Origin of the sequence: Paralcaligenes sp. KSB-10, from assembly GCF_021266465.1 — a bacterium.
In the GTDB taxonomy this organism is placed as follows: domain Bacteria; phylum Pseudomonadota; class Gammaproteobacteria; order Burkholderiales; family Burkholderiaceae_B.
Genome location: NZ_CP089848.1, coordinates 3,289,857 through 3,310,502, shown reverse-complemented (window position 1 = coordinate 3,310,502; position 20,646 = coordinate 3,289,857). Strand labels below are relative to the sequence as shown.

The 20,646-nt window shown below is 60.3% G+C and carries 17 protein-coding genes; 6 read left to right on the top strand and 11 right to left on the bottom strand.

Features of this window, described 5'->3' with window-relative positions:
* Positions 1–51: 51 nt before the first annotated feature.
* Complete coding sequence (gene metC / locus LSG25_RS15265) at positions 52–1,251, top strand: cystathionine beta-lyase (protein ID WP_232741759.1); 1,200 nt, start codon at positions 52–54, stop codon at positions 1,249–1,251.
* A 198-nt stretch (positions 1,252–1,449) separates the two neighbouring features.
* Here metC and LSG25_RS15260 read toward each other — a convergent pair whose 3' ends face one another.
* The 4 genes from LSG25_RS15260 to LSG25_RS15245 all read right to left on the bottom strand — a co-directional run bounded on the left by LSG25_RS15260 (position 1,450) and on the right by LSG25_RS15245 (position 8,508).
* The gene (locus tag LSG25_RS15260; protein WP_232741758.1) at positions 1,450–2,085 is read right to left on the bottom strand and encodes a thiol:disulfide interchange protein DsbA/DsbL; all 636 of its coding nucleotides are present in this window, start codon (positions 2,083–2,085) and stop codon (positions 1,450–1,452) included.
* A 138-nt stretch (positions 2,086–2,223) separates the two neighbouring features.
* On the bottom strand, positions 2,224–2,946 hold the full coding sequence (locus tag LSG25_RS15255; RefSeq protein WP_232741757.1) for an SPOR domain-containing protein: 723 nt from the start codon (positions 2,944–2,946) through the stop codon (positions 2,224–2,226).
* 9 nt (positions 2,947–2,955) lie between these two features.
* Positions 2,956–4,641 carry an arginine--tRNA ligase gene (gene argS, locus LSG25_RS15250; protein ID WP_232741756.1) on the bottom strand — a complete coding sequence of 562 codons (1,686 nt, stop codon included), beginning with the start codon at positions 4,639–4,641 and terminating at the stop codon, positions 2,956–2,958.
* 153 nt (positions 4,642–4,794) lie between these two features.
* Complete coding sequence (locus tag LSG25_RS15245) at positions 4,795–8,508, bottom strand: phospholipase effector Tle1 domain-containing protein (protein ID WP_232741755.1); 3,714 nt, start codon at positions 8,506–8,508, stop codon at positions 4,795–4,797.
* A gap of 98 nt (positions 8,509–8,606) precedes the next feature.
* On the opposite strand from LSG25_RS15245, the gene LSG25_RS15240 reads away from it, so the two are divergent.
* Positions 8,607–8,948 (top strand): DUF1840 domain-containing protein, encoded by a 342-nt coding sequence (locus tag LSG25_RS15240; protein WP_232741754.1) that lies wholly within the window; start codon positions 8,607–8,609, stop codon positions 8,946–8,948.
* Between the two features lie 97 nt (positions 8,949–9,045).
* Here the strand turns inward: LSG25_RS15240 and leuA are convergent, their stop codons facing one another.
* Both leuA and LSG25_RS15230 read right to left on the bottom strand, forming a co-directional pair.
* On the bottom strand, positions 9,046–10,743 hold the full coding sequence (gene leuA / locus LSG25_RS15235; RefSeq protein ID WP_232741753.1) for a 2-isopropylmalate synthase: 1,698 nt from the start codon (positions 10,741–10,743) through the stop codon (positions 9,046–9,048).
* A gap of 269 nt (positions 10,744–11,012) precedes the next feature.
* Complete coding sequence (locus LSG25_RS15230) at positions 11,013–11,582, bottom strand: hypothetical protein (RefSeq protein ID WP_232741752.1); 570 nt, start codon at positions 11,580–11,582, stop codon at positions 11,013–11,015.
* Here LSG25_RS15230 and rpoN point away from each other — a divergent pair.
* The 3 genes from rpoN (at position 11,581) to bfr (ending at position 14,250) form a co-directional block, all read left to right on the top strand.
* The gene (gene rpoN, locus LSG25_RS15225) at positions 11,581–12,996 is read left to right on the top strand and encodes an RNA polymerase factor sigma-54 (protein WP_232741751.1); all 1,416 of its coding nucleotides are present in this window, start codon (positions 11,581–11,583) and stop codon (positions 12,994–12,996) included. The genes LSG25_RS15230 and rpoN overlap by 2 nt on opposite strands.
* 99 nt (positions 12,997–13,095) lie before the next feature.
* On the top strand, positions 13,096–13,374 hold the full coding sequence (locus tag LSG25_RS15220; protein WP_232741750.1) for a bacterioferritin-associated ferredoxin: 279 nt from the start codon (positions 13,096–13,098) through the stop codon (positions 13,372–13,374).
* 405 nt (positions 13,375–13,779) lie between these two features.
* A complete protein-coding gene (gene bfr, locus LSG25_RS15215) occupies positions 13,780–14,250 on the top strand; it encodes a bacterioferritin (RefSeq protein WP_232741749.1) in 471 nt (156 codons plus the stop codon).
* A gap of 853 nt (positions 14,251–15,103) precedes the next feature.
* Here the strand turns inward: bfr and LSG25_RS15210 are convergent.
* Genes LSG25_RS15210 through LSG25_RS15190 form a run of 5 tightly spaced genes read right to left on the bottom strand, consistent with a single transcriptional unit; the run spans position 15,104 to position 19,867 of the window.
* Positions 15,104–15,757, bottom strand: coding sequence for a hypothetical protein (locus LSG25_RS15210; protein ID WP_232741748.1), 654 nt, complete (start codon positions 15,755–15,757; stop codon positions 15,104–15,106).
* Between the two features lie 38 nt (positions 15,758–15,795).
* The gene (locus LSG25_RS15205; RefSeq protein ID WP_232741747.1) at positions 15,796–17,403 is read right to left on the bottom strand and encodes a peptide chain release factor 3; all 1,608 of its coding nucleotides are present in this window, start codon (positions 17,401–17,403) and stop codon (positions 15,796–15,798) included.
* 54 nt (positions 17,404–17,457) lie between these two features.
* Positions 17,458–18,087: a LysE family translocator gene (locus LSG25_RS15200; RefSeq protein ID WP_232741746.1), complete on the bottom strand. Its 630-nt coding sequence runs from the start codon at positions 18,085–18,087 to the stop codon at positions 17,458–17,460.
* 43 nt (positions 18,088–18,130) lie between these two features.
* Positions 18,131–19,537: a DEAD/DEAH box helicase gene (locus tag LSG25_RS15195; protein ID WP_232741745.1), complete on the bottom strand. Its 1,407-nt coding sequence runs from the start codon at positions 19,535–19,537 to the stop codon at positions 18,131–18,133.
* 48 nt (positions 19,538–19,585) lie between these two features.
* A complete protein-coding gene (locus LSG25_RS15190; protein ID WP_232741744.1) occupies positions 19,586–19,867 on the bottom strand; it encodes a hypothetical protein in 282 nt (93 codons plus the stop codon).
* On the opposite strand from LSG25_RS15190, the gene LSG25_RS15185 reads away from it, so the two are divergent.
* A complete protein-coding gene (locus tag LSG25_RS15185) occupies positions 19,866–20,480 on the top strand; it encodes a LemA family protein (protein ID WP_232741743.1) in 615 nt (204 codons plus the stop codon). The two genes, LSG25_RS15190 and LSG25_RS15185, sit on opposite strands and share 2 nt — an antisense overlap.
* Positions 20,481–20,646 lie beyond the last annotated feature (166 nt).

Below are 20,646 nucleotides of genomic sequence, written 5' to 3'. Positions count from 1 at the left end.
TTAGCTTTAGCGAATCGAATTTCACTGTTTCGACAACACCCACAAAATATCATGGCCAATACTTCGACCCCCGCACACCTGGATACCTTGCTGCAACACTCGGGCATTGCCGAGTTTAATCCCAAAACCGGGGCGGCTCCGGTTGCCCTGCCTTCGATGCGCACCAGCACGGTACGGTTTTCTTCGCTCGCCGCGCTTGAGCAGGCGCAGGCCAGCAAGGCCAAAGGCGAACGTACCGTCACGTACGGAAGAGTGGGCATGGACACTCACGCTGCGCTTGAACAGGTTTTTTGCGAGCTGGAGGGAGCGAGCCGAAGTTTCCTGGCGCCTTCAGGCCTGTCGGCCATTACCCTGGCCCTGTTTGCCTTGCTCAACAGCGGCGAGCATGTGCTGGCGGCCGATTGCGTGTATGGCCCGGTGCGCCATCTGGACAAGACCGTGTTGCAGCGCATGGACATACAGGTCAGCTACTGCCGTGCCACGCCCGAAGCCCTGGCGGCGCAACTGCGGCCCAATACGCGCGTGCTCTACATAGAGTCGCCTGGGTCCCTGTTGTTCGAGATGCTCGATATTCCTGCGTTGGCCGATTTCGCCAGGCAGCATGGCTTGATTCTGGTCACCGACAACACTTGGGGCTCAGGCTACATTTATCGTCCGCTCGATTTGGGGGCTCATGTCTCGGTGGTGGCCGGCACGAAATATGTGGGCGGCCACTCGGACTTGATGCTGGGAGCAGTCATGGCCCGTGATCCGGCAATTGTGCAGCGGATCAATGAAACCCACTATGCCATGGGGTATTCGATCAGTGCCGACGATGCCTGGCTTGCCTTGCGGGGCGCGCGAACCTTGCCGATACGCATGCGCCAGCATGCCGCGCATGCCCTGCGGGTTTGTGAATTCCTGGCCAGCCGCCCCGAGGTCGGGCGTATTTATCATCCCGCCCTGCCGTCGGATCCAGGCCACGCGATCTGGCAGCGCGATTGCACCGGTTCCAATGGCATGATGGCTGTGGAGCTTAAGCTGGGTGCGGCCGCGGCGCGAGCGTTTGTCGATGCGTTGACGCTGTTCAGCATTGGATTTTCGTGGGGCGGCTTCGAAAGCCTGGTGCAACTGGTGGACCATGGCCCCCTGGCCGCCCACGGGTACTGGACGAAAGGCGCCAATGCCGTGGTGCGTTTGCATATCGGCCTGGAGTCGCCGGACGACCTGATCACCGACTTGGCCCAGGCGCTGGCTAAAGCGCAGGGGTGATTGCGGCGTACGATCATCCAGGAATTTAGCGTGTTCTTGAGACGACGCGGGGGTGGCGGCCCAGGCGGGGTGGAGCTCGCATCGTCCGGTCCAGGCTGCGGCCGCGGCGGACTCAAGCTCGCTCACCCCGCCTGGGCCGCCACCCCCGCTTGAGGCGGAAGTGTTGCGTTAAAGAAGAAAGCCTGTTTTCAAGAATGCTTATTTTTTCGTGGCCATTTCGACCAGCTTTTGCGCTTCCTGGATGGTGCCTTCATAGCTTTGGGTCATGGACGGCGATGTCACGTATTTGCCGGCCACGGAAATGCTGGGAGTGCCTTCGATCTGGTAGCTTTTGGCCAGTTCGTTGGCGCGGGTGACTTTGGACTGAATACCGAAGGACGTGAACACGGCTTCGAATTTTGCGCGGTCTACGCCTTGGCTGACGATCCAGTCGGTAATGGCTTTCTGGTCGTATATGGGCTTGTGTTCTTCATGTATGGCTTTGAATACGGCGGCGTGGAGATCCAGGCGATTCATGGCGACGAGCGTGTAGTACAGTTTTTGCAGATCGGCCATGCTGGCGTTGAAGGCAACGGGGACGGCATGGAAAACCACATTGGGCGGAAGCGTCTTGACCCATTTCTCTACCATGGGCTCGATTGCATTGCAGTGCGGGCAAGTATAGGCAAAGAATTCCAGCACTTCGATTTTATCGGGCGTGTCGGAGGGCTGGGCCTGGTCGAGCGTGACGTACAGGCTGCTGGCGTCGGCGGCATGGGAAAGGGGGGCGAACAGGGCGCCAGAACCTATGGTGATGACTGCCATTGCTCGTAGAAAAAGATTTTTTAGCGACATGGTTTCGTAATCCAGGACAAATCAGAAAATTAAGACAGCAAAGACTGCGACAAGTTCAGGGAAGCCTCGCGACAGGCCCGGTAATCGCAACAATTCTGAACAGTGCAGCGATAAATTTAAACGGCACACGCTGCCCGTTTACTGGCGCATGACCGCCGACGCGATTTTTTCTTCGCCAAGCCGCGCACGCGACCGGTTCATTTCATCTATACCTTTAAATGGCCCGACTCGCACCCGGTTGATGGTTGATCCGTTGACCTGGGCCTTCTGGACTTCGGCGGGCAGGCCCAGGAGAAGAATCTGTGCCTTGACGGCTTCGGCATCGCTATTGGAATGAAATGCGCCCGCCTGCAGATAATAAATCGTCTGGGTGTTGGCCGGAGGTGCCGCTTTGGCTGCGGGTGCGGGCTTGAACTCGGGCGCGGCAGATGCACGGCCGGCTGCGGGGGCCGTGTGTGGCGTTGCGGGTTTGGCCGCCTGGGGTTTGCTGTTGTCGGTCAGCGTGGCAATCAATTTGCTGATGTTGTCGTTGGCCGCCGGTGCCGCCGGCTTGCCCGCAACCTGGGGAGCGTTATTGGGCAAGGGCAGGGGTGTGGTATTCATGGGTCCGGTCGGTACTGCGCCAGCCACGCCGTCCTTGCCGTACAGGCCAATATTGGGATCGGGCGCATCTTTGACATCGGGCAGCAGGGTTTGCGCCGGATCGCGAGTGGCGTGATCCACAAAGGGCATGGGTGCGCGGACCACGAAGACGGCTACACCCGCTGCAAGGGCGAGGCCTATGATGAGTCCGGCCAGCATCCCGAACAGAGTGCTGCCGCCGGACCTGGAGTTTGATGATTTGCGAGTGGAACGTGCCATGGAAGCGGATTACATCCTTTCGGGGGCGGATACCCCGAGTAGCGCCAGGCCGCTGGCGATCACCTGGCGGGTGGTATGCGCCAGGCGCAGGCGTGCCAGTTTCAGATTGGTATCGTCGACCAGGACGCGCTCGGCGTTATACCATGCGTGGAAATCGGCGGCGCAATCGCGCAGCCAGAACGCGATGTGGTGCGGCGCGAGTTCCTGGGTGGCCAGAGTTACCGTATTCGGGTATTCGGCCAGGCGCTGCATCAGGGCGAATTCGGTCGGTGCCGTGAGCAGGCGCGTGTCGGCGGCGGCAATCTGCGCCGATTGATCGCTGGACTGGTTCAGCATCGAGCAGATGCGGGCATGGGCGTACTGCACGTAATAAACCGGATTCTCTTCGTTCTTGGACAGGGCCAGGTCGATATCGAAGACGAATTCGGAATCGGCCCGCCGTTGAATCAGGAAGAATCGTACAGCGTCCTGCCCAACCCAGTCTATCAGGTCGCGCATGGTGACGTAGCTGCCGGCCCGTTTGGAGATTTTTACTTCGACGCCGTCGCGCACGACCTTGACCATTTTATGCAGGATATAGGCTGGGAAGTCTTTGGGAATGCCCAGGCCCAGGCCTTGCAGGCCGGCGCGCACCCGCGCGATCGTGCCGTGATGATCGCTGCCCTGGATGTTGATGGCGCGGTGAAAGCCGCGTTCCCATTTCGCCACGTGGTAGGCGACATCGGGCACGAAATAGGTGTAGCCGCCCTCGGATTTGCGCATGACGCGGTCTTTGTCGTCGCCCGTGCCCAGTTCGGTGGTGCGCAGCCACAGCGCGCCTTCGCTTTCGTAGGTATGGTGGGCCGCAATCAGTTGCTGGACGGTTTTTTCGACGCGGCCGCTGGTGTACAGCGAACTTTCGAGATAGTAGTTATCGAATTTCAGGCTGAAGGCCTGGAGATCCAGGTCTTGTTCGCGGCGCAGGTACGACACGGCAAAGCGGCGTATGTCGTCAAGACTGTCGACGTTTCCGGTGGCTGTGACCGCTATGCCGTCGGAGGCCTGGACTGTGGCGCCTGCCTGGAAGTCCCGGGCAATGTCGAGGATGTAGTCGCCCCGGTAGCCATCGGCGGGGAATTGATCCGAATCGGGCGCGATGCCCCTGGCCCGGGCCTGTACGCTGATGGCCAGATTATCGATTTGATTGCCGGCATCGTTGTAATAGAACTCGCGGGTAACGTCGTAGCCCTGGGCCTTGAACAGGCGGCAGAGCGAATCGCCCAGCGCCGCCTGGCGGGCGTGGCCGACATGCAGCGGGCCGGTCGGGTTGGCCGAGACGAATTCCACCAGGATTTTTTCGCCGGTGGGTGCCAGGGTGCCGTATTCATCGCCCTGGGTCGAGACCTGGGCGATGACAGCCTGGCGGGCCGCGGCGGTCAGGCGGAAATTGATGAAACCAGGGCCGGCGATTTCAGCCGACGCGATCAGCGCCTGGGTGTCCGGCTGGGCCAGTAGCGCCTGGACAATTTGTTGCGCCAGTTCGCGCGGATTGCGTTTGGCTGGCTTGGCGATCTGCATGGCCACATTGGTGGCGATATCGCCATGGGCGGCCACTTTAGGGCGTTCGAGCAGGATATTGGGCGCTGCATCGGGAACGATCTGGGCTACGGCGGCCCGTATCAATGAAATAAGCTGTTTTTGTTGCTCTGGGAGCATAAGGCTTTGTAGTTGGCAAAACAGGGCGGCGGAAGGACCCCGATAGTATTGGAACGGCCGGGCCGCGCACTGCATGTTGCGGCAAAACCGGGAAGGTATAAATGATAGCGTGATTTGCCTTCTGGCGTCCTGAAGCGGAAGGGGGAGGCCCTCTTATACCGGCAAGGCCTGCCAGCCCAATTCGTTTTGCAGCCATTGCGCATAGCCGTCCATATCGACGCTTCCGACTTCGGTGGTATCGCTGCGGCGCCAGTCCTGGATGCGCCGGATGAGCTGTTCGGTGACTTCTCGGCGGGCCCTGCCCAGTTGCGGGTGGTCGTCCTGGTAGGTGAGTTGCGTGGAGCCGTCGGCGGCGTCGACGGCCCGGTCGCCGTTCTGTGCGGAGCGGGCCAGCGCCGAGCGCTGATCGTGCAGGATGGGCTCGGTAATTTCGCGATCCGCCAAGGGCGCGGTATCGAATCGCAGGGAGGCGGCCCGCGCCTGCCACAGCATCCAGTTCAGGGCCACATCGGACAGATCGCCGCGCGAGTTGGGGCGGCCCTCGTCGTCGATGGCCAGGCCTCCGCCGATATCGGCGTGCGCCCCGACAAATGGCGCTTCGATGGTATTGTTTCCGAGGCTGTCGGCCGCGGTCGTGAGCGGAAATAGCCAGCGCCGTTCCTGCAATGCGACGGCATGGGCCACCCACTCCCAGGCGGCGGCGATGCTCAGGTCGTAGCTGGTGTTATGCATGCCCGCCAGGCCGAACTGGGCGACGGTGTCGAACAACCCCATGAATCTCAGGTCGACGCAGGCGCTTATCAGCCCCCTGGCGCTGTCGGTATAGGAAAAAAGGCCGTTCTCGACATATTGGTTGATCTGATTGCCGAAGTGCCGTGCCAGGGCGGCGCCCCGCGAAAATCCCAGGATATCGATGGGTATGGTTTCTCGCAGCAGGCTGGGGCGGGCGAGTTCGTCGAGCAGTGCCTGCCATTGCGCGTCGATAATGCGCGGCGCGTTGTAGGCGGTGATGGCGTCCCAGTCCAGGTAGTTCGGGTTGCCGGGCCCGCTGTGATAAAAAACCGGGCCATCCTGGTACCACTGGCTCATTTTCCAGACATTGGTTTGCGACACGGGACTGTTGCGGGTGCCATCGAAGGCAAACAGCAACAGCCCCAGGGGGTCTGTGTAGCGCTTGGGCCGCTGATTCGCATAGCCCAGCGCCTGGTTGACGGGAATGGGGCCGAGCGGGTCGGGTTCCAGGTATTGGCCCAGGCCGGGCAGGTAAGCGCGCAGGAGGTTGTCGTGCCAGCCGGTGCTTTGATCGGCAATTTGGCCGGGCAGGCGCAAATCGAGCGTCAGGTCGCCGGCGACCCGCGTGGCCGCCCCGGTCGGGCTGTAGGTGGCCAGCCAGCGTATTTTTTGTTGGGCATCGGTGACGACGCGCGGAGCGCCGAGCAGATCGGAATGCACGGCGTACAAGCTTGCCGATGGGACGTCGCCCGCAGTGCCTGGTTCGGCGGAGTAGTCGATGAAACCGACCAGCGCATGTCCGGCATAAATATAGCGGCGGCTGATATGGGACCCTTCGGCCCCCGAGGGTGTGCCGGCGCGCTGGCGGTGGCGGGCTTCGGCCACAAGCTGGTTGTTCCAGTAGAAGTAGTCGGTACGACTGCCGGTCGAGATTTTTGCAATGCGCTGGCCAAAGGCATTGTGACGGTAGGTGTCCAGGCGTTTGCCCCGGCGGCTTACAGCGGTCAGGCGCCGATTGGGCCCGTAATGCAAGGCGTAGTCCTGATAGGTCTTGGGCAGCCCACTGGCGTCGCGCTGTATGGAGTGCTTCAGTGTGTGCTGTGGCCGGCCGTGCGCCGCCAGCGAGCCATCGGCATGCCAGGCATACCAGACGGCGGGGTTCGCAAGTTTCCGGGCGCCGGCGAGCCGCGAGCCGGCATCATAGGCGTAATGCCAGGTTTCGGCATGATTTTCCGAAGGCGCATTGTGCCGTTCTTGTTGCAGGCGGCCGTATCGGTCGTAGGACTGATGCTGCGCCCAGATCAGCTCGGTGCCGCGATGCAGGACCAGATCGGTGACGTGCCGCCCGGACAGCAAGCCCTGCAGTTGCAAGCCGTTGCCGTACTGATAGCCGGGTTGTTGCGCCGTGCCGGCGATGACACTGTGCATTTGCTGCCGTGAGTCTTGCCAGTCGATAGCCTGGAGTCGTCCGTGCTTGTCCCAGCGGTAGTGCAAGGCGCCGCCTTCAGGCAAATGATGCCGCGTCAGGCGGTGTTCGCCGTCATAGTCGAATGCTTCGGTGTAACGCACGCGGGGGCCCCAGGCCGGCGACGGGCGTTCGATGCGGCGCTGGGTCAGGCGGCCTTTCGAGTCGTAGCCGCGATATTCGTTTTCGTGGGGATGGTTGATGCGTGCCAGCAGCGGTCCGCTCCAGCCGAGCCGGGTTTTTTGCGTCGTTTCTGCGTTTTTTTGCCGTATCTGAACCGGGCGGCCTGCCGAATCGTAGTCGTATTCCCAGCGGTCGCCATTGGCAAACACCTTTTTCGCGGGACGCCGCCGGGCATCGAACTGCGTGAGTTCGGTGCCGGTCAGGGGCGTGCTCCAGGATGTTCTGTGGCCTGGCTGCTGGTAATGCAGCACCAGTCCGGGCCATCCGGAAGACGGGTTGCCGATCCGTTCGATTGCACCCGAGGCGGATCGGGTGATCGTCATGTCGTTGATTTGCGCGAGACGCCCCTGCGGGTCGTAGCGGGCCTGGCTTTCGGGCGCCGCACATCCGGCGCAGGGAGCGCCCGTGACTTTCAGCAGCACCTGACGCCCGCCTTTCAGTGCGGTATGGAACAGGGTGCGTTGCCCCGCTGTGTTCGTGATTTCGGTGATTCCTTCGCTGTGCGTACCGGCTTGGCTCAGGTAGCGGATGCGCAGTTTGTCCTGGGTGTCTTGCGGACCGCCGCGGATCGACAGGATGGCGCGTCCGCCTGCGTTGTAGGCCCATGTGCGGATGCGTTGGCGGTGTTGCCCGTCGGCCGAGACGAGTTCGATGCCGGTCAGATGGAAAGGGTGGCCCGCCTGCAGCGCGGGTTCGTACAGATAGCGCCGCTGCATGCCGTCGGGCCGGGTGACCCGTTGCAGACGCCATGGGCCGGACGGGCGGGCGCCATCGGTTTGGGCGGGAATGGCTTCATAGTGGTAGTGAAAGGATCCGGCGTGGGTGTCGATTCGGCTTAGGTATGCCCGATTGTTCAGTATTTGGTAAGCGAAATCCAGGCTGGGGCCATGCCCGGCGGTCAGCCTGGAAATAGTGCCGAATTCCGGCCCAGCTGTGTTCCGGCGTTCGATGTCGAGAGTGCGCCCTTTTGTAAATAGTATGCGGATCAGGCGCCCGTGGCGGTCAAAATGATTTTGCTGACCGTTGGGCCATGTCCAGATCCATTGCTGTGCCTGGGCCTGCAGGGTGCCATGTCGCGTGCGTTCAGGCCCCGTATGGGTGAACGTGATGCGGCTGCCGTCGGCCTGTATGATTTGCCAGCGGCCGCCCGCGTGAAACAGGCGCGTGTCGTAGGATAGGGCCCAGCCCGGCCCCAGCGCAGAATCGCGGCGGTCCAGCGAGTTGTAGTGGCGTCGCAGTTCCAGTTCGGGGGCATGGCGGCTGGCGGGAAGATCGATTTCTTGCTGGTACTTATTGCCGGTGACCAGATGAATGGGGTTGCCGACGCCCAGGTTCAGGCCTGGTTCGTTGTTGCCGGGCAGCGTTGCGATGCCGCCCTGCGCGCAAGGTTCGCCCAGCGCCGACGGGCCGCAGGTCGTTTGCGCCCACGCAGGGATGCCGGCCGACAGCGCAAGCAGAAATAAAAATGCCCGGGAGTGCCGTGCCATGACGCTCTCCGCTAAAATGGAAAGCATTCATATTGCTGCTTGGCAGTCTATGAAAGATCAGGTAGTGTATCCATGTGTCCATTGAGGGAAACCGAAGCATGTTAGTTGTTTTTTATTCCAAGGCTGCGGCTGAAGTGCTCATGTTTGAAAAGCATGCGCTTCCCATATTGCAGGCGGCCGGCAAACCCTACATCGACACTTTGCCCGAGCGTGGCGTCATTACGCGCGACCAGCTCAGTTCGGCGATTGCCGGCATCGAAAATGCGATTGCGACCGATACCGAGTCGGAATTCTCCGACGACGATCACAGCGACTCCAGAGAGCACCCCATTGCGCAGGCCGTGAGCTTTCGCCGTCGTGCCTGGCCCTTGCTGGCCATGCTCAAACTGTCGCGCGAGCATAATACCGATGTTTTATGGGAGCCTGCCCCCAAGTGGTAAGAGCCGCGTAGTGCCGCGCCCGGCCGTCGCGGCCGGACTTCTTTGCACGCGTCCGGTGGCCAATGCCACCGGATCCCGCTTGCGAACGATTCCCGATTTAAGCCAGCAGCACCTCGGCGGCCTGGTCGACCGTTGCCGAGTGGCGGTTGACGGCAGTCAGGATCGCCAGAAACGAGGCCGTAACGATGTCGCGGTGTATTCCCACGCCGAAGCCTGTTGCTGAATCGCCCACCCGCAATTCCACATAGGATGCGGCGCGTGTGTCGGTACCGGTGCCGATGGCATGCTCGTGATAGTCCATGATGCGTATGGGCAGGTTCAGGGCATCGACGAAAGCGGCAATGGCCCCGTCGCCTTTGCCGACCAGATGACGCACTTCGCCATTTTCTTCGATCTCGGCTTCGATGCTGAATTGTTGCCCGGCATTCGCCTTGGGATCGCCGGTAATGCGATGGCGGATTAATTTCAGGGGATGTTCCTGCTCGAGGTATTCCCTGCTGAAAATATCGTAGACCGCCGCGGCCGTGACTTCGGCGCCGGTTTCGTCGGTGACGCGCTGGATGGCGCGGCTGAATTCGATTTGCAGGCGCCGCGGCAGGGTCAGGCCGTGCTCTTGTTCGAGCAGGTACGAAACGCCCCCCTTGCCCGACTGGCTATTGACGCGGATGACCGCATCGTAGCTGCGGCCCAGGTCGGCCGGATCGATGGGCAGATAAGGGACTTCCCACAAGGCATCGGGCTGCTGCAGCGCAAAGCCTTTTTTGATGGCGTCCTGGTGGGAGCCTGAAAATGCCGTGAATACCAGATCGCCCGCATAAGGATGGCGGGGATGAACCGGCAATTGGTTGCAGTACTCGACACAGCGGCGCACTTCATCGATATCCGAGAAGTCCAGTCCCGGATGTATGCCCTGTGTATAAAGATTGAGCGCCAGCGTAACCAGATCGACGTTGCCGGTACGCTCTCCGTTGCCGAACAGGCAGCCTTCAATACGGTCGGCGCCAGCCATCACGGCAAATTCGGCAGCCGCCACGGCGGTGCCGCGGTCGTTATGGGGATGGACGCTCAGCACAACGCTGTCGCGGCGGTCCAGGTTTTTATGCATCCATTCGATCTGGTCGGCATACAGATTGGGCGTGGTGGCCTCGATGGTGGCGGGCAGATTGAAAATGATTTTCGATTCAGGCGTGGGCTGCCAGACTTCGCCGACGGCGTTGCAGACTTCCAGTGCGAATTCCGGCTCGGTCGTGCTGAATACTTCAGGCGAATATTCATAGCGCCATTGGGTTTCGGGGTGCTGCTTCGTGTATTCCTTGATAAGCCGTGTGCCGTTGACCGCGACCTCTTTGATCTGGTCTTTGCTCATGTTGAAGACGATCTTGCGGAATGCTGGAGCGCATGCGTTGTACATATGCACAATGGCTTGCTTGGCACCGGCTGCCGATTCGACCGTGCGGCGTATCAATTCGTCGCGCGACTGGGTCAGGACAATGATCGTGACGTCGTCCGGGATACGGTGCTCGTCGACCAGTTTGCGCACAAAATCGAAATCGGTTTGCGAGGCAGAAGGAAAACCGACCTCGATTTCCTTGAAGCCGATTTTCAGAAGCTGCTCGAAGAAACGCAGCTTGCGTTCCACGCTCATGGGTTCGATCAGGGACTGGTTGCCATCGCGCAAATCGGTGCTCATCCAGATAGGGGGATGAGTGATGCGTTTGCTGGGCCAGGTTCGCTCGGAGAACTCACGGGCGAACGGACTGAATGGACGGTATTTGTCTGAGGGGGTGGAAAGCATATTGCACCTATTTAGCAAAATCTACAGCCATGGTCACCAGGATGCGGAATTAATGAATTCGGGCGCGTCGAATGTACTGGTGACGGAAAATGCGTGGCGTGAGGGCTGCCGAACTGCCACAGGACGCTAGGTCCGGCAACCGATCGGTAGTAGCAGCGATAGCGTGATAGCCAGGAGACGGGAACCCGCGACGCTACCCGCAGCGCAGCTGCGAGTATTTGTCTTGAGAGAAAAAATACGTGGTTCCATCCCACTAGTCGACCATATTTTTATGAAGATTGCAAGTTTTTGCCATCGGAGGCAGCGGGAGTTTTTGCATCGAGGGCCAGCGCGTGCTCGCGCGCCAGATTGATTTTTGCGGCGCGGCGCGCCCGCAATTCCCGCGCCGTATGTTGTAAATCGCCAACGCTGACGGGATCGCGGCGATCGTGCCAGGCCCAGCGCAAAACCTCTTTGGCTGGTTCGGAGAGCTGTGTGACGAGTTCGTTGAACATTTCGGCGCTGACCAGCTTGCTGCGCACCTGACGCTGGCTGCTGCGTACGAAGCGGTACAGAAAATAGGCAATAATGAGGGTGCAAAGCGCCACCACCGCCCACCAGAAGAAGGGGTTGTATTGTTTCAGCAGTTCCACGGCTTGCGGCCCGAATGCGTGCAATCCCGAGTAATCAATACCGTGGCCAAAGGCCACCAGACGGTTAAGAAGGTCGTACCAGACAAGCGCAACCACGGCGATGACGACCGTGCAGATGATTTTTTGCGTGGCCGTAAGCTTGAGCAGGGCGTTGCGCAGCAAGGAGTCGTCGTGACGAGTGGGTTGTGGTGTTGAATTCTGTTTCATGCAAAATATTGTACCTATGCAATCGCGCCAGTCCCTAGAACTTCGTCATCATCAGCAATTGACGCTGACCCCTCAGCTGCAGCAATCGATTCGATTCCTGCAGCTATCGGCGCAAGATCTGGAAAATGAAATCGCCCAGGCAATGTTGGACAACCCCTTGCTTGAACGGCAGGAAGAGTATGACATTGATACGGCCGATGCGGAACCCGGCGAGCCCGACTCGCCGCGCGAGGACTGGTCATTGTTGGCTTTACCCAACCGCGGCGACGACCCTGACGGCGAACCGACGCGGCCCGAGGCGGCGCAGGCGGAAACCCTGCAGCAGCATTTATTGCGCCAACTGCATCTGACGCGGGCGCTACCCAGGGATATCGCGCTGGTAACGCTGTTGATCGAGGAACTGGACGAAAATGGCTACTTGCTGTCGTCCCTGGAGGAAATCGCAGCCTGTTTGCCGCCCGAGATCGAAATCGATGCCGATGAACTGGCCACAGCCTTGAGCTTGCTGCAGTCCTTTGATCCTCCCGGAGTAGGCGCGCGGTCGCTGGCAGACTGCCTGTTGTTGCAAATGGATCAGTCCGAAGCAGTAAAAGGGTGCGATGCGTCCGTAGTGGCTTGCGCCCGCCAACTGGCCCGGCGGCATCTCGATTTGCTGGCGTCGGGCAATTTGGGCAAATTGTGCGAGGCCCTGTCCTGCACTCACGAGACCCTCAGCCGGGCGCATCGCGTGCTCCTGGCGCTGGAACCCAGGCCAGGACGCGCCTGGGCAAGCTCGCTGGCCGATTATGTCAACCCCGACGTGCTGGTGCGTAAAGTCAGGAATCGATGGCTGGCGAGCCTGAATCCCGCGGTAATGCCCCGCTTGCGCGTCAATGCCCAGTACGAGCACTGGCTGGCCCGGGAGCAGGGCCGCGGCCTGCTGCACGAGCAATTGCAGCAGGCCTACGGATTGATCAAGAGCGTTGGCCAGCGGTTCGAGACGATTTTGCGCGTGACGCAAGCCATAGTCGATCGGCAGCAGGAGTTTTTCGAGCAGGGCATGCAAGGCATGCGCCCCCTGCTGTTGCGCGATATCGCCGACGAACTCGCGATGCACGAGTCGACTGTGTCGCGAGCCACCCGGCAGAAATATGTGACGACGCCCTGGGGCGTTTTCGAACTGAAACGTTTTTTCGGTGCTGCGTTGGGCACCGATGACGGCACGGCCACTTCGGCGGCGGCTGTACGGTCCCTGATCCTCAAGCTGGTGTCCGAGGAATCGGGCAAAAAGCCTCTGTCCGATAGCCAGATAGCGCTCAGGCTGAATGAGCAGGGCGTTGTGATTGCGCGCCGTACGGTGGCGAAATACCGCGAGGCGGCGGGCATAGAGCCAGCCTCGCTGCGTAAGGCCAGGGCCTCCCTGGAGCTGCGTTAGGCAGGTTCGCGGCGCTGGCCTGAGGCCTGTCAGCAACAGTGAGTCAAAAGAATCCAGCCAGGATTGATTTTTTTTGTATCTTGGATGATAATTATTCTCATGTTCATTTGTATCTGCAACGGAATCACCGAGCGTCATGTTCAATCGGCAGTAGCCGAAGGGGCCAGCACGCTTTCCGACCTTCAAGCCCGACTTGGGGTGGCGACCTGCTGCGGTTGCTGCGCCGAAGCCGCCGCTGAATACCTGCCGGGCGGGCGCCATGCAGGACACGCCGCCAGCGAACATGGTCTGGGGGCGGGTGCGCTGGTGGGTGCCGCGGCTAACGACTCTACCGCAGATACCTCCGTATTGATCGAAGTCGTGGCCCGCCGCGCCTGATTTGCCTGTCGGCGCCTGGCCGGATCTTCCTTCTGGAGAACTACGGTTCCCGTGGTTTTAAACACAAGTAGTTACAATAAAAATGGCCCGCCGCAACGAACGCATTGCGAGGCTGGCCGCGACGTCATTCAGCCATAATTCAGACACGGATTCGCGCTTCGCGCGCGCGGCAGGTGCCAGCAGGCTTGTTTCCGCCGCCATTTCTTGTTGATTCACACCAACAAATTAAATCATTTGCATTTACATCAAGATTCGTCTTGCAAGGCTCGACGGACGGTTTCAGGCGCGCTCCGCCAATGAAAATATCGTGTCAGCGTGGTAGGCTTACATCGGTACAGACCATTAGCGTCGCAGGCGTATCCAGCTGTTGGCGGGCGCTCGACCGACTGATTCAGGAGCATGGCCATGAAAGGCGATAAAACCGTTATCCAGTATCTCAATAAACAACTTAAAAACGAATTAAGCGCCATCAATCAGTACTTCCTGCATTCGCGCATGCTGCGCCATTGGGGGCTGAACAAACTGGGCAAGCACGAATACGAAGAGTCGATTGGCGAAATGAAGCATGCCGATCGCCTGATCGAACGGGTTTTGATGCTTGACGGCTTGCCCAATCTGCAAGACTTGCACAAGCTCCTGATAGGCGAGAATGTGCCGGAAATACTCAAGTGCGATCACACGCTGGAATCCAGCGCTCAGGAAACCGTGAAGGAAGCCATGGCGTACTGTGAGTCGGTGCGCGATTTTGTGTCGCGCGATTTGTTCCAGGACATACTCAACGATACCGAGGAGCACATCGACTGGCTCGAGACGCAAATCGAGCTCGTCGATCAAGTAGGGTTGCAGAATTATCTGCAATCTCAGATGGATGAGTAGCTAGAGTATTTTTGGGTTCGAGGTGTTTGCGGGATTTGGTGGATTGGTCGCTTTGGTATTTAAAGACGCCGTCTATCGGGACTTGGGGTCAGGACCGGCACGGCGTGCTTCATCCGGATTTAGCACGTCAAGGCGGGCGTCGGGCGAACTCGCGTCGCCCCGCGCTGCGGGACGACGCTCAGACAGCGCCCGCCGACTACCCCCGCCTTGCCGAGCTAAATCCGGCGCACGCCTTACGCCGGTCCTGACCCCAAGCCCCGATAGACGGCTCACGTTGCGGCATGCCTAGAATCAACGTGCTTGTACCTACCGTTAATGGGCCTGCACCTATAGAACCGTTAACGTGCCCGCACCCATGCCTTCTATCACGTGGCCACTACACCACGATGTGCCGAACCCTGGATTTATTAAGCGCCCGATGCCTCAACGTAGCCTGTGATTGGCTCAACGCGGCTTCCCCAATGTATACCTCGGTGCATTGCCTCAACGCAAGCCGCAGGGTGGGCGGTGCTGTGTAGTCCGGCGGTAGTCCAGCGCCGGGCGCTGACGAAGGGAAGGCGGGGGCCTTCGGCGGGCCCTGTCTGAGTGGCGACCCGCAACGCGGGGCGACGCGAGTTGGCCCGACGCCCGCCTGGACGAGGCAGACCCGGGCAGTCGGGGTGCGCAGCACCACGACCGCTGGACGTGCCGGACTGCACAGCACCGCCCACCCTGCGGCGTCTTTATAGAATTAACCGCCGCCAACACAACAACGCACAGTCCAAAAGCCACAGATCAAGCCCAAAAACGGCTCAAAACGAAAGTGACTCAAACGCACTCAATGCCGTAAACACCTAACCGGAAACGCTCCAGCTTAAAAGCTCTTGGCAGGGCAATCGCGTACCTTTCCCCAGGCATTATTCGGTTCGCAATACTTGTTGCGAGCCGCCCAGGCGCAACTGGGCCTGTCGAAAAAGCCTTGCGCGCTACACGCCTGAATTTCCTGACGCAAGCTGGCCTGCCATGCCCTGCTGGTATTCGCAGGCGGCGCGCTGGGAGGCGGAGGCGCTTCTATAGGCTGTATCGGCTGTATCGGTTGTATGGGCTGCACTGGCTGCCCACTGCTTGAACCCAGGCCGAGCCCGCCCACATCGGCAATACCCACCAGCGGTTGACCTGCCCCGGATGCGGCGATTTGCTTGGCTTCATCCATGGTAATGGTCGTTGTGGCCAGATCGACCGTCGGATTGGGCGGGGCTTGCGTCAGCGACTTGTCGGGAATGGCCCAGGCCACCGGAGGCAAGGGCTCGGGTACCGCCAGACGGCCATCAACCTGCGGCTGAGGCGGCTGAGCTACATAAGGATGGCCATTGGAATCGAGTACCGGCACGGCGGCAACCTGGGATTGGCCGGGAACCGTTGCGGCTACGGGCCCGTGAGCCACCAGCCAGTCTCCCAGATGCAGCCCCCCCCATGTAGAGGCGCCTGCGGCCAGCAGCAGTACAACAAACATAAAACGCCAGGACATTCTTACCCTCGGTCTATAAAGTTAAACCTAGTATAAACTCAGGCCTTTTCACTGAATACCTTGCCGCCGTGCTCACGCATGGCATGAAATTGCACTTTGGGATAGAGCTCTTCGGCCACGCGCAACTGCGCGGGAGAGCTGATCAGAAAGGCTGCGGCGTCGACGACATCATAGGCGATATGCGCGGCATTGGCATCCAGAAACTTGCGCAAAGCCTTGGGATCGTCAGATGTAATCCAACGTGCCATGTTGTAACGCGATGGCATGAGGCGGGCGTCGACGCTGTATTCGGTTTTGAGACGATGAGCGACGACCTCGAATTGCAATTGGCCGATTGCGCCGAGCAGCAAAGAACCCCCTGCCGCTTCGGGGCGAAACACCTGGATTGCACCTTCTTCCCCAAGCTGGGTCAGGCCTATACGCAGTTGCTTGGTGCGTAAAGGATCTTTGACTTCAACCGCCTGGAATAGTTCGGGCGCAAAAAAAGGCAGGCCGGTGAACTGCAGGTTTTCGCCTTCGGTCAGCACGTCGCCCAATTGCAGGACGCCGTGGTTGGGTATCCCGATGACGTCGCCCGCATAGGCCTCGTCGAGAAGCTCGCGGCGCTGCGATAGAAAAGACACCACATTGTTGGGGCGCATTTCCTTGCCGGTGCGCGAGACCTTGAGACGCATGCCGCGGTCGAAACGGCCCGAACTGACTCGGACAAAGGCGACCCGGTCGCGATGCGAAGGGTCCATATTGGCCTGGACCTTGAACACCACCCCGCTGAACTTCGGTTCTTCGGGCTGGACTTCGCGCTGCAGCGCCGTGCGCGGGCCTGGCTTGGGCGCCAGGTCGACCAGCGCGTCAAGCACTTCCTGGACGCCGAAATTATTGATCGCCGAACCGAAGAAAACAGGCGTTTGCCTGCCCGCCAGAAAAGCGGCCTGGTCGAAACTGGGCGCGGCCGCGTTGATAAGCTCGATTTCCTCGCTGGCTTTGGCAAAGGCATCGCCGAACCGTTCGGCGATGCTCGGGTTCTGCAGCCCTTCGATGATCTCGTTCTGGTCGCCGCGGCGTTCCTGCCCGGCTTTGAAGACACGCATCCGGTCGCGGCGTATGTCGAATACCCCGCCGAACGACCGGCCCATGCCTACCGGCCAGGAAAAAGGAACGGCGTCCATGCCCAGGTGCGATTCGATTTCCGACAACAGGTTCAGCGGCTCCTGGACTTCCCGGTCGAGCTTGTTGATAAAAGTGATGATAGGCGTATTGCGGGCGCGGCAGACCTGCAGCAGGCGAATCGTCTGCGGCTCGACGCCGTTGGCCGCATCGATCACCATGAGAGCCGCGTCGACGGCGGTCAGCACCCTGTAGGTGTCTTCGGAGAAGTCCTGGTGCCCAGGGGTATCGAGCAGGTTCAGCACACAATCGCGGTATTCCATTTGCATGACCGACGAAGCAACTGAAATGCCACGCTGCTTCTCGATTTCCATCCAGTCCGAGGACGCATGCCGGCTGGCCTTGCGGGCCTTGACGCTGCCGGCGATCTGAATGGCGCCCGCAAACAGCAGGAGTTTTTCGGTGAGGGTGGTTTTTCCCGCATCGGGGTGGGAAATAATGGCAAAGGTGCGCCGCCGTGCGACTTCGTGACTGAGACTCATGGGTGGATTTTAGCGTGTGATTCTCTAGTGGCCGGCGCTTGCGCGCCCGGGCACTTATTTGTGATGGCTGAACGTGGCAAGCACGGTGCCGGCCAGAATAAACAGGGTGCCGAAGGCGCGGTTGAGCCAGCGTACGTGGCGCGGGTTGCGCAACAGCTTCAGCACCTTGGATGCCAGGGCCGTATAGAACCCCATGGCGACCAGGTCGGTGAAGCACAGCGTGGCGCCTATGATCAGGTATTGCGGCGTCAGGGAGGCCGACAGATTCAGGAATTGGGGAACCACCGCCAGCAGAAATACCGTACCTTTCGGATTGGTGATATTGACGAGCCAGCCGCGCGCAATGAGTTCCCGGATTTTAAAAGTCTCGAGACTTTTGGCTTCGACCGCCACGGGCGAAGCGTCGGTGCGGAATTGCTTGCAGCCCAGATAGATCAGGTAGGCCACACCCAGCCACTTGACGATGCTGAAGCCCAGTTCGGACGCCGCCAGCAGGGCTCCCAGGCCGATCCCGACCACCAGGACCTGGCACATAATGCCGCAAATCAGGCCTATGGTGGTCCAGTAACCACGCCGAAAACCGTATTTCAGCCCCGATGCCAGGGCGGAGATGGCCCCCGGCCCGGGCGAAAACGAGATGGCCCAGGATGCGGCGAAAAAGGCAAGCCAGGTGGAAAAGGACATGGTTCGGCAGAGGGAGAGTTTGGAGGCGTTCCGCTAGTATGCCTTATTTGCCCAGAAGTGCGGCGGGGCGTGCACTGGACGGCCGGCTGCTGGTGCGAGGGCGCGCCGCGGCGGCGCCGGTCGATGGAGCTGCCTGGCGGGGAGCGCCGCGGCCATTGCCTTCCTGGCGTGATCGGGGCGCGGAGCGTCCTGTTTCACCTGGCCGGCCGGCATTTCGCTGCGGGCGACCGGAGGTGTTCGAGCGCCGTGCGGGCCGGTCATCGCGCTCGTCGCGTGCGCCGGCCGGTTCGGGCTTGACCAGCGAGGGTGACCAGCCTTCGATCGTGGTGCGGTCGATGGACTTCTTGAGCAGCTTTTCAATGGCGCCGAGCAGCTTCATTTCGGTGCGGTCCACCAGCGACAGCGCGGAACCTTCGGTGCCGGCGCGGCCGGTGCGGCCGATGCGGTGCACATAGTCTTCGGGGACATTGGGCAACTCGAAATTGACCACATTGGGCAATTGATCGATATCCAGCCCGCGTGCGGCAATATCGGTGGCGACCAGCACGGCGACCTTGCCGTCCTTGAAGCCGGCCAATGCCCGGGTGCGCGCGGCCTGGCTCTTGTTGCCATGGATGGCGGCGGCCGACAGGCCGTCCTTGACCAGTTTTTCCGCGAGGCGATTGGCGCCATGCTTGGTGCGCGTGAACACCAGCACCTGGTGCCAGCCGCTTTCACGAATAATGTGGCTGAGCAGATCGCGTTTGTGGGATGCCTCGGTGATGACCACGCTTTGGCTCACCAGCTCGGAGGCGGTGTTGCGGCGGGCAACCGAAACTTCGGTCGGGTTGTTCAGCACGCCTTTGGAGAGTTCGCGGATTTCGTCCGAGAACGTGGCCGAGAACAACAGGTTCTGGCGGGTCCTGGGCAGCAGGGCAAGGATGCGGCGTATGTCCCGGATGAAGCCCATGTCGAGCATGCGGTCGGCTTCGTCGAGCACCAGGATTTCCACGCCGGACAAATCCACGGTTTTTTGCTGGGCATGATCCAGCAGGCGGCCGGGAGTGGCAACCAGGATGTCGAGCGGCTTGCGCAGCGAGCTGATTTGCGGGTTGATATTGACTCCGCCGAACATCACCATGGAGCGCAGCGGCGTGTGTTTGCCATACGTGCGTACCGACTCTTCGACCTGCGCGGTCAGCTCACGGGTTGGCGTGAGGATCAGGCAGCGGGGCCGCCCGGGCTTTCTGAGGCCGATCGGATTTTGCATGAGAAGATGCAAGATGGGCAGGGTGAAGCCGGCCGTTTTACCGGTGCCGGTTTGGGCCGCGGCCAGCAGGTCGCCGCCCTTCAGCACTTCGGGTATGGCCTGTGCCTGGATGGGCGTGGGGTGTGTATAGCCGGTGTCCGAGATGGCGCGCAGAAGGGGTTCTGCCAGACCTAGGGAGGCAAAGGGGATTTGGGTATTCAAGAAAAAAACTCCAGCGACAGCCTATCGCTCGAGTTGAGAGAGACCAATCTAGGCAGACGAAAAAAGAAGTTGAGGGCTGAGAAGGTTCAGCAGGCAAGGCTTGGAACAGCTTGCAAGACGCGCGTTGACTGGCACGACGCGCGAAAGAAGGCATTGTAACGTAGTTGGCGTCGGCGTGCTCATATGATTGAGCGCCACGCGCTTCAAGCTGAAAAAGTAAGGCTTTGTTAAATTGAGCGCGGGCCGGGGCGCTGCCAGGCGTAAAAACTGGCACGAGACAGGCAAGCTGCGGTAATCTCGTGTCTTGATCATTTTCGGCAGGCGTTCCATGAAACGATTCTTGCAATTTTTACTGATGTCTTGCCTTGCTTTGGCATTGTCGGGTTGCGGTTACAACGATATTCAACGTCTCGACGAGCAGGTCAAGACGGCGTGGTCGCAGACCCTGAATCAATACGAACGGCGGGCCGAACTGGTGCCCAAGCTGGTCAATTCGGTCAATGCCTACATGGTTAACGAGCGCGCCGTGCTGACCCAGGTAACCGAAGCGCGTTCCAAGGTGGGCAGCATACAGATCAGTGCCAAAGACCTGGACAATCCCGAGGTCATGAAAAAATTTACGCAAGCCCAGGGTGAGTTGTCGTCGGCGCTGTCGCGCCTGATAGCCGTGTCGGAAAATTATCCGCAGTTGAAAAGCGATGGATTGTTCCGCGACCTGATGACGCAGCTCGAGGGTACCGAAAATCGCATTGCCACCGAGCGCGGCCGCTATGTACAGGCGGTTCAGGCCTACAATCTGGTGGTGCGGCAATTTCCCACTCTGATTACCGCCAAGATTTTCGGCTACCACACCATGGAAAACTATGGCGTGTCCAAGCAGGATCAAATTACACGCGACCCGGAGGTCAAGTTCAGCCTTCCGCAGCCGGCAGGCGCAAAGTAAGCCGGGCGGCCGGCCAGGCCGGCGCGGATCGCGCTGGCCTGGCAATGTGCTTGCCTAGGGGGCAAGGTTCTCGCGGGAGTGGCAAGATTTTTCCAAAGAGGCAAGGCTCCCGTAGGGGTGGCTCTTGTGGCCACCCTCTCTCTCCTGGCCACTTGCTCAGCCCGTT

What these genes read in the sequence shown, in the direction of transcription:
- LSG25_RS15220 (WP_232741750.1), top strand. Translation starts at nt 13,096, where the DNA reads ATGTTCATTTGTATCTGCAACGGAATCACCGAGCGTCATGTTCAATCG.
- LSG25_RS15205 (WP_232741747.1), bottom strand. Translation starts at nt 17,403, where the DNA reads ATGAGTCTCAGTCACGAAGTCGCACGGCGGCGCACCTTTGCCATTATT.
- LSG25_RS15255 (WP_232741757.1), bottom strand. Translation starts at nt 2,946, where the DNA reads ATGGCACGTTCCACTCGCAAATCATCAAACTCCAGGTCCGGCGGCAGC.
- argS (WP_232741756.1), bottom strand. Translation starts at nt 4,641, where the DNA reads ATGCTCCCAGAGCAACAAAAACAGCTTATTTCATTGATACGGGCCGCC.
- rpoN (WP_232741751.1), top strand. Translation starts at nt 11,581, where the DNA reads ATGCAAAATATTGTACCTATGCAATCGCGCCAGTCCCTAGAACTTCGT.
- LSG25_RS15230 (WP_232741752.1), bottom strand. Translation starts at nt 11,582, where the DNA reads ATGAAACAGAATTCAACACCACAACCCACTCGTCACGACGACTCCTTG.
- bfr (WP_232741749.1), top strand. Translation starts at nt 13,780, where the DNA reads ATGAAAGGCGATAAAACCGTTATCCAGTATCTCAATAAACAACTTAAA.
- LSG25_RS15210 (WP_232741748.1), bottom strand. Translation starts at nt 15,757, where the DNA reads ATGTCCTGGCGTTTTATGTTTGTTGTACTGCTGCTGGCCGCAGGCGCC.
- LSG25_RS15190 (WP_232741744.1), bottom strand. Translation starts at nt 19,867, where the DNA reads ATGGAACGCCTGCCGAAAATGATCAAGACACGAGATTACCGCAGCTTG.
- LSG25_RS15245 (WP_232741755.1), bottom strand. Translation starts at nt 8,508, where the DNA reads ATGGCACGGCACTCCCGGGCATTTTTATTTCTGCTTGCGCTGTCGGCC.
- LSG25_RS15260 (WP_232741758.1), bottom strand. Translation starts at nt 2,085, where the DNA reads ATGTCGCTAAAAAATCTTTTTCTACGAGCAATGGCAGTCATCACCATA.
- metC (WP_232741759.1), top strand. Translation starts at nt 52, where the DNA reads ATGGCCAATACTTCGACCCCCGCACACCTGGATACCTTGCTGCAACAC.
- LSG25_RS15240 (WP_232741754.1), top strand. Translation starts at nt 8,607, where the DNA reads ATGTTAGTTGTTTTTTATTCCAAGGCTGCGGCTGAAGTGCTCATGTTT.
- leuA (WP_232741753.1), bottom strand. Translation starts at nt 10,743, where the DNA reads ATGCTTTCCACCCCCTCAGACAAATACCGTCCATTCAGTCCGTTCGCC.
- LSG25_RS15185 (WP_232741743.1), top strand. Translation starts at nt 19,866, where the DNA reads ATGAAACGATTCTTGCAATTTTTACTGATGTCTTGCCTTGCTTTGGCA.
- LSG25_RS15200 (WP_232741746.1), bottom strand. Translation starts at nt 18,087, where the DNA reads ATGTCCTTTTCCACCTGGCTTGCCTTTTTCGCCGCATCCTGGGCCATC.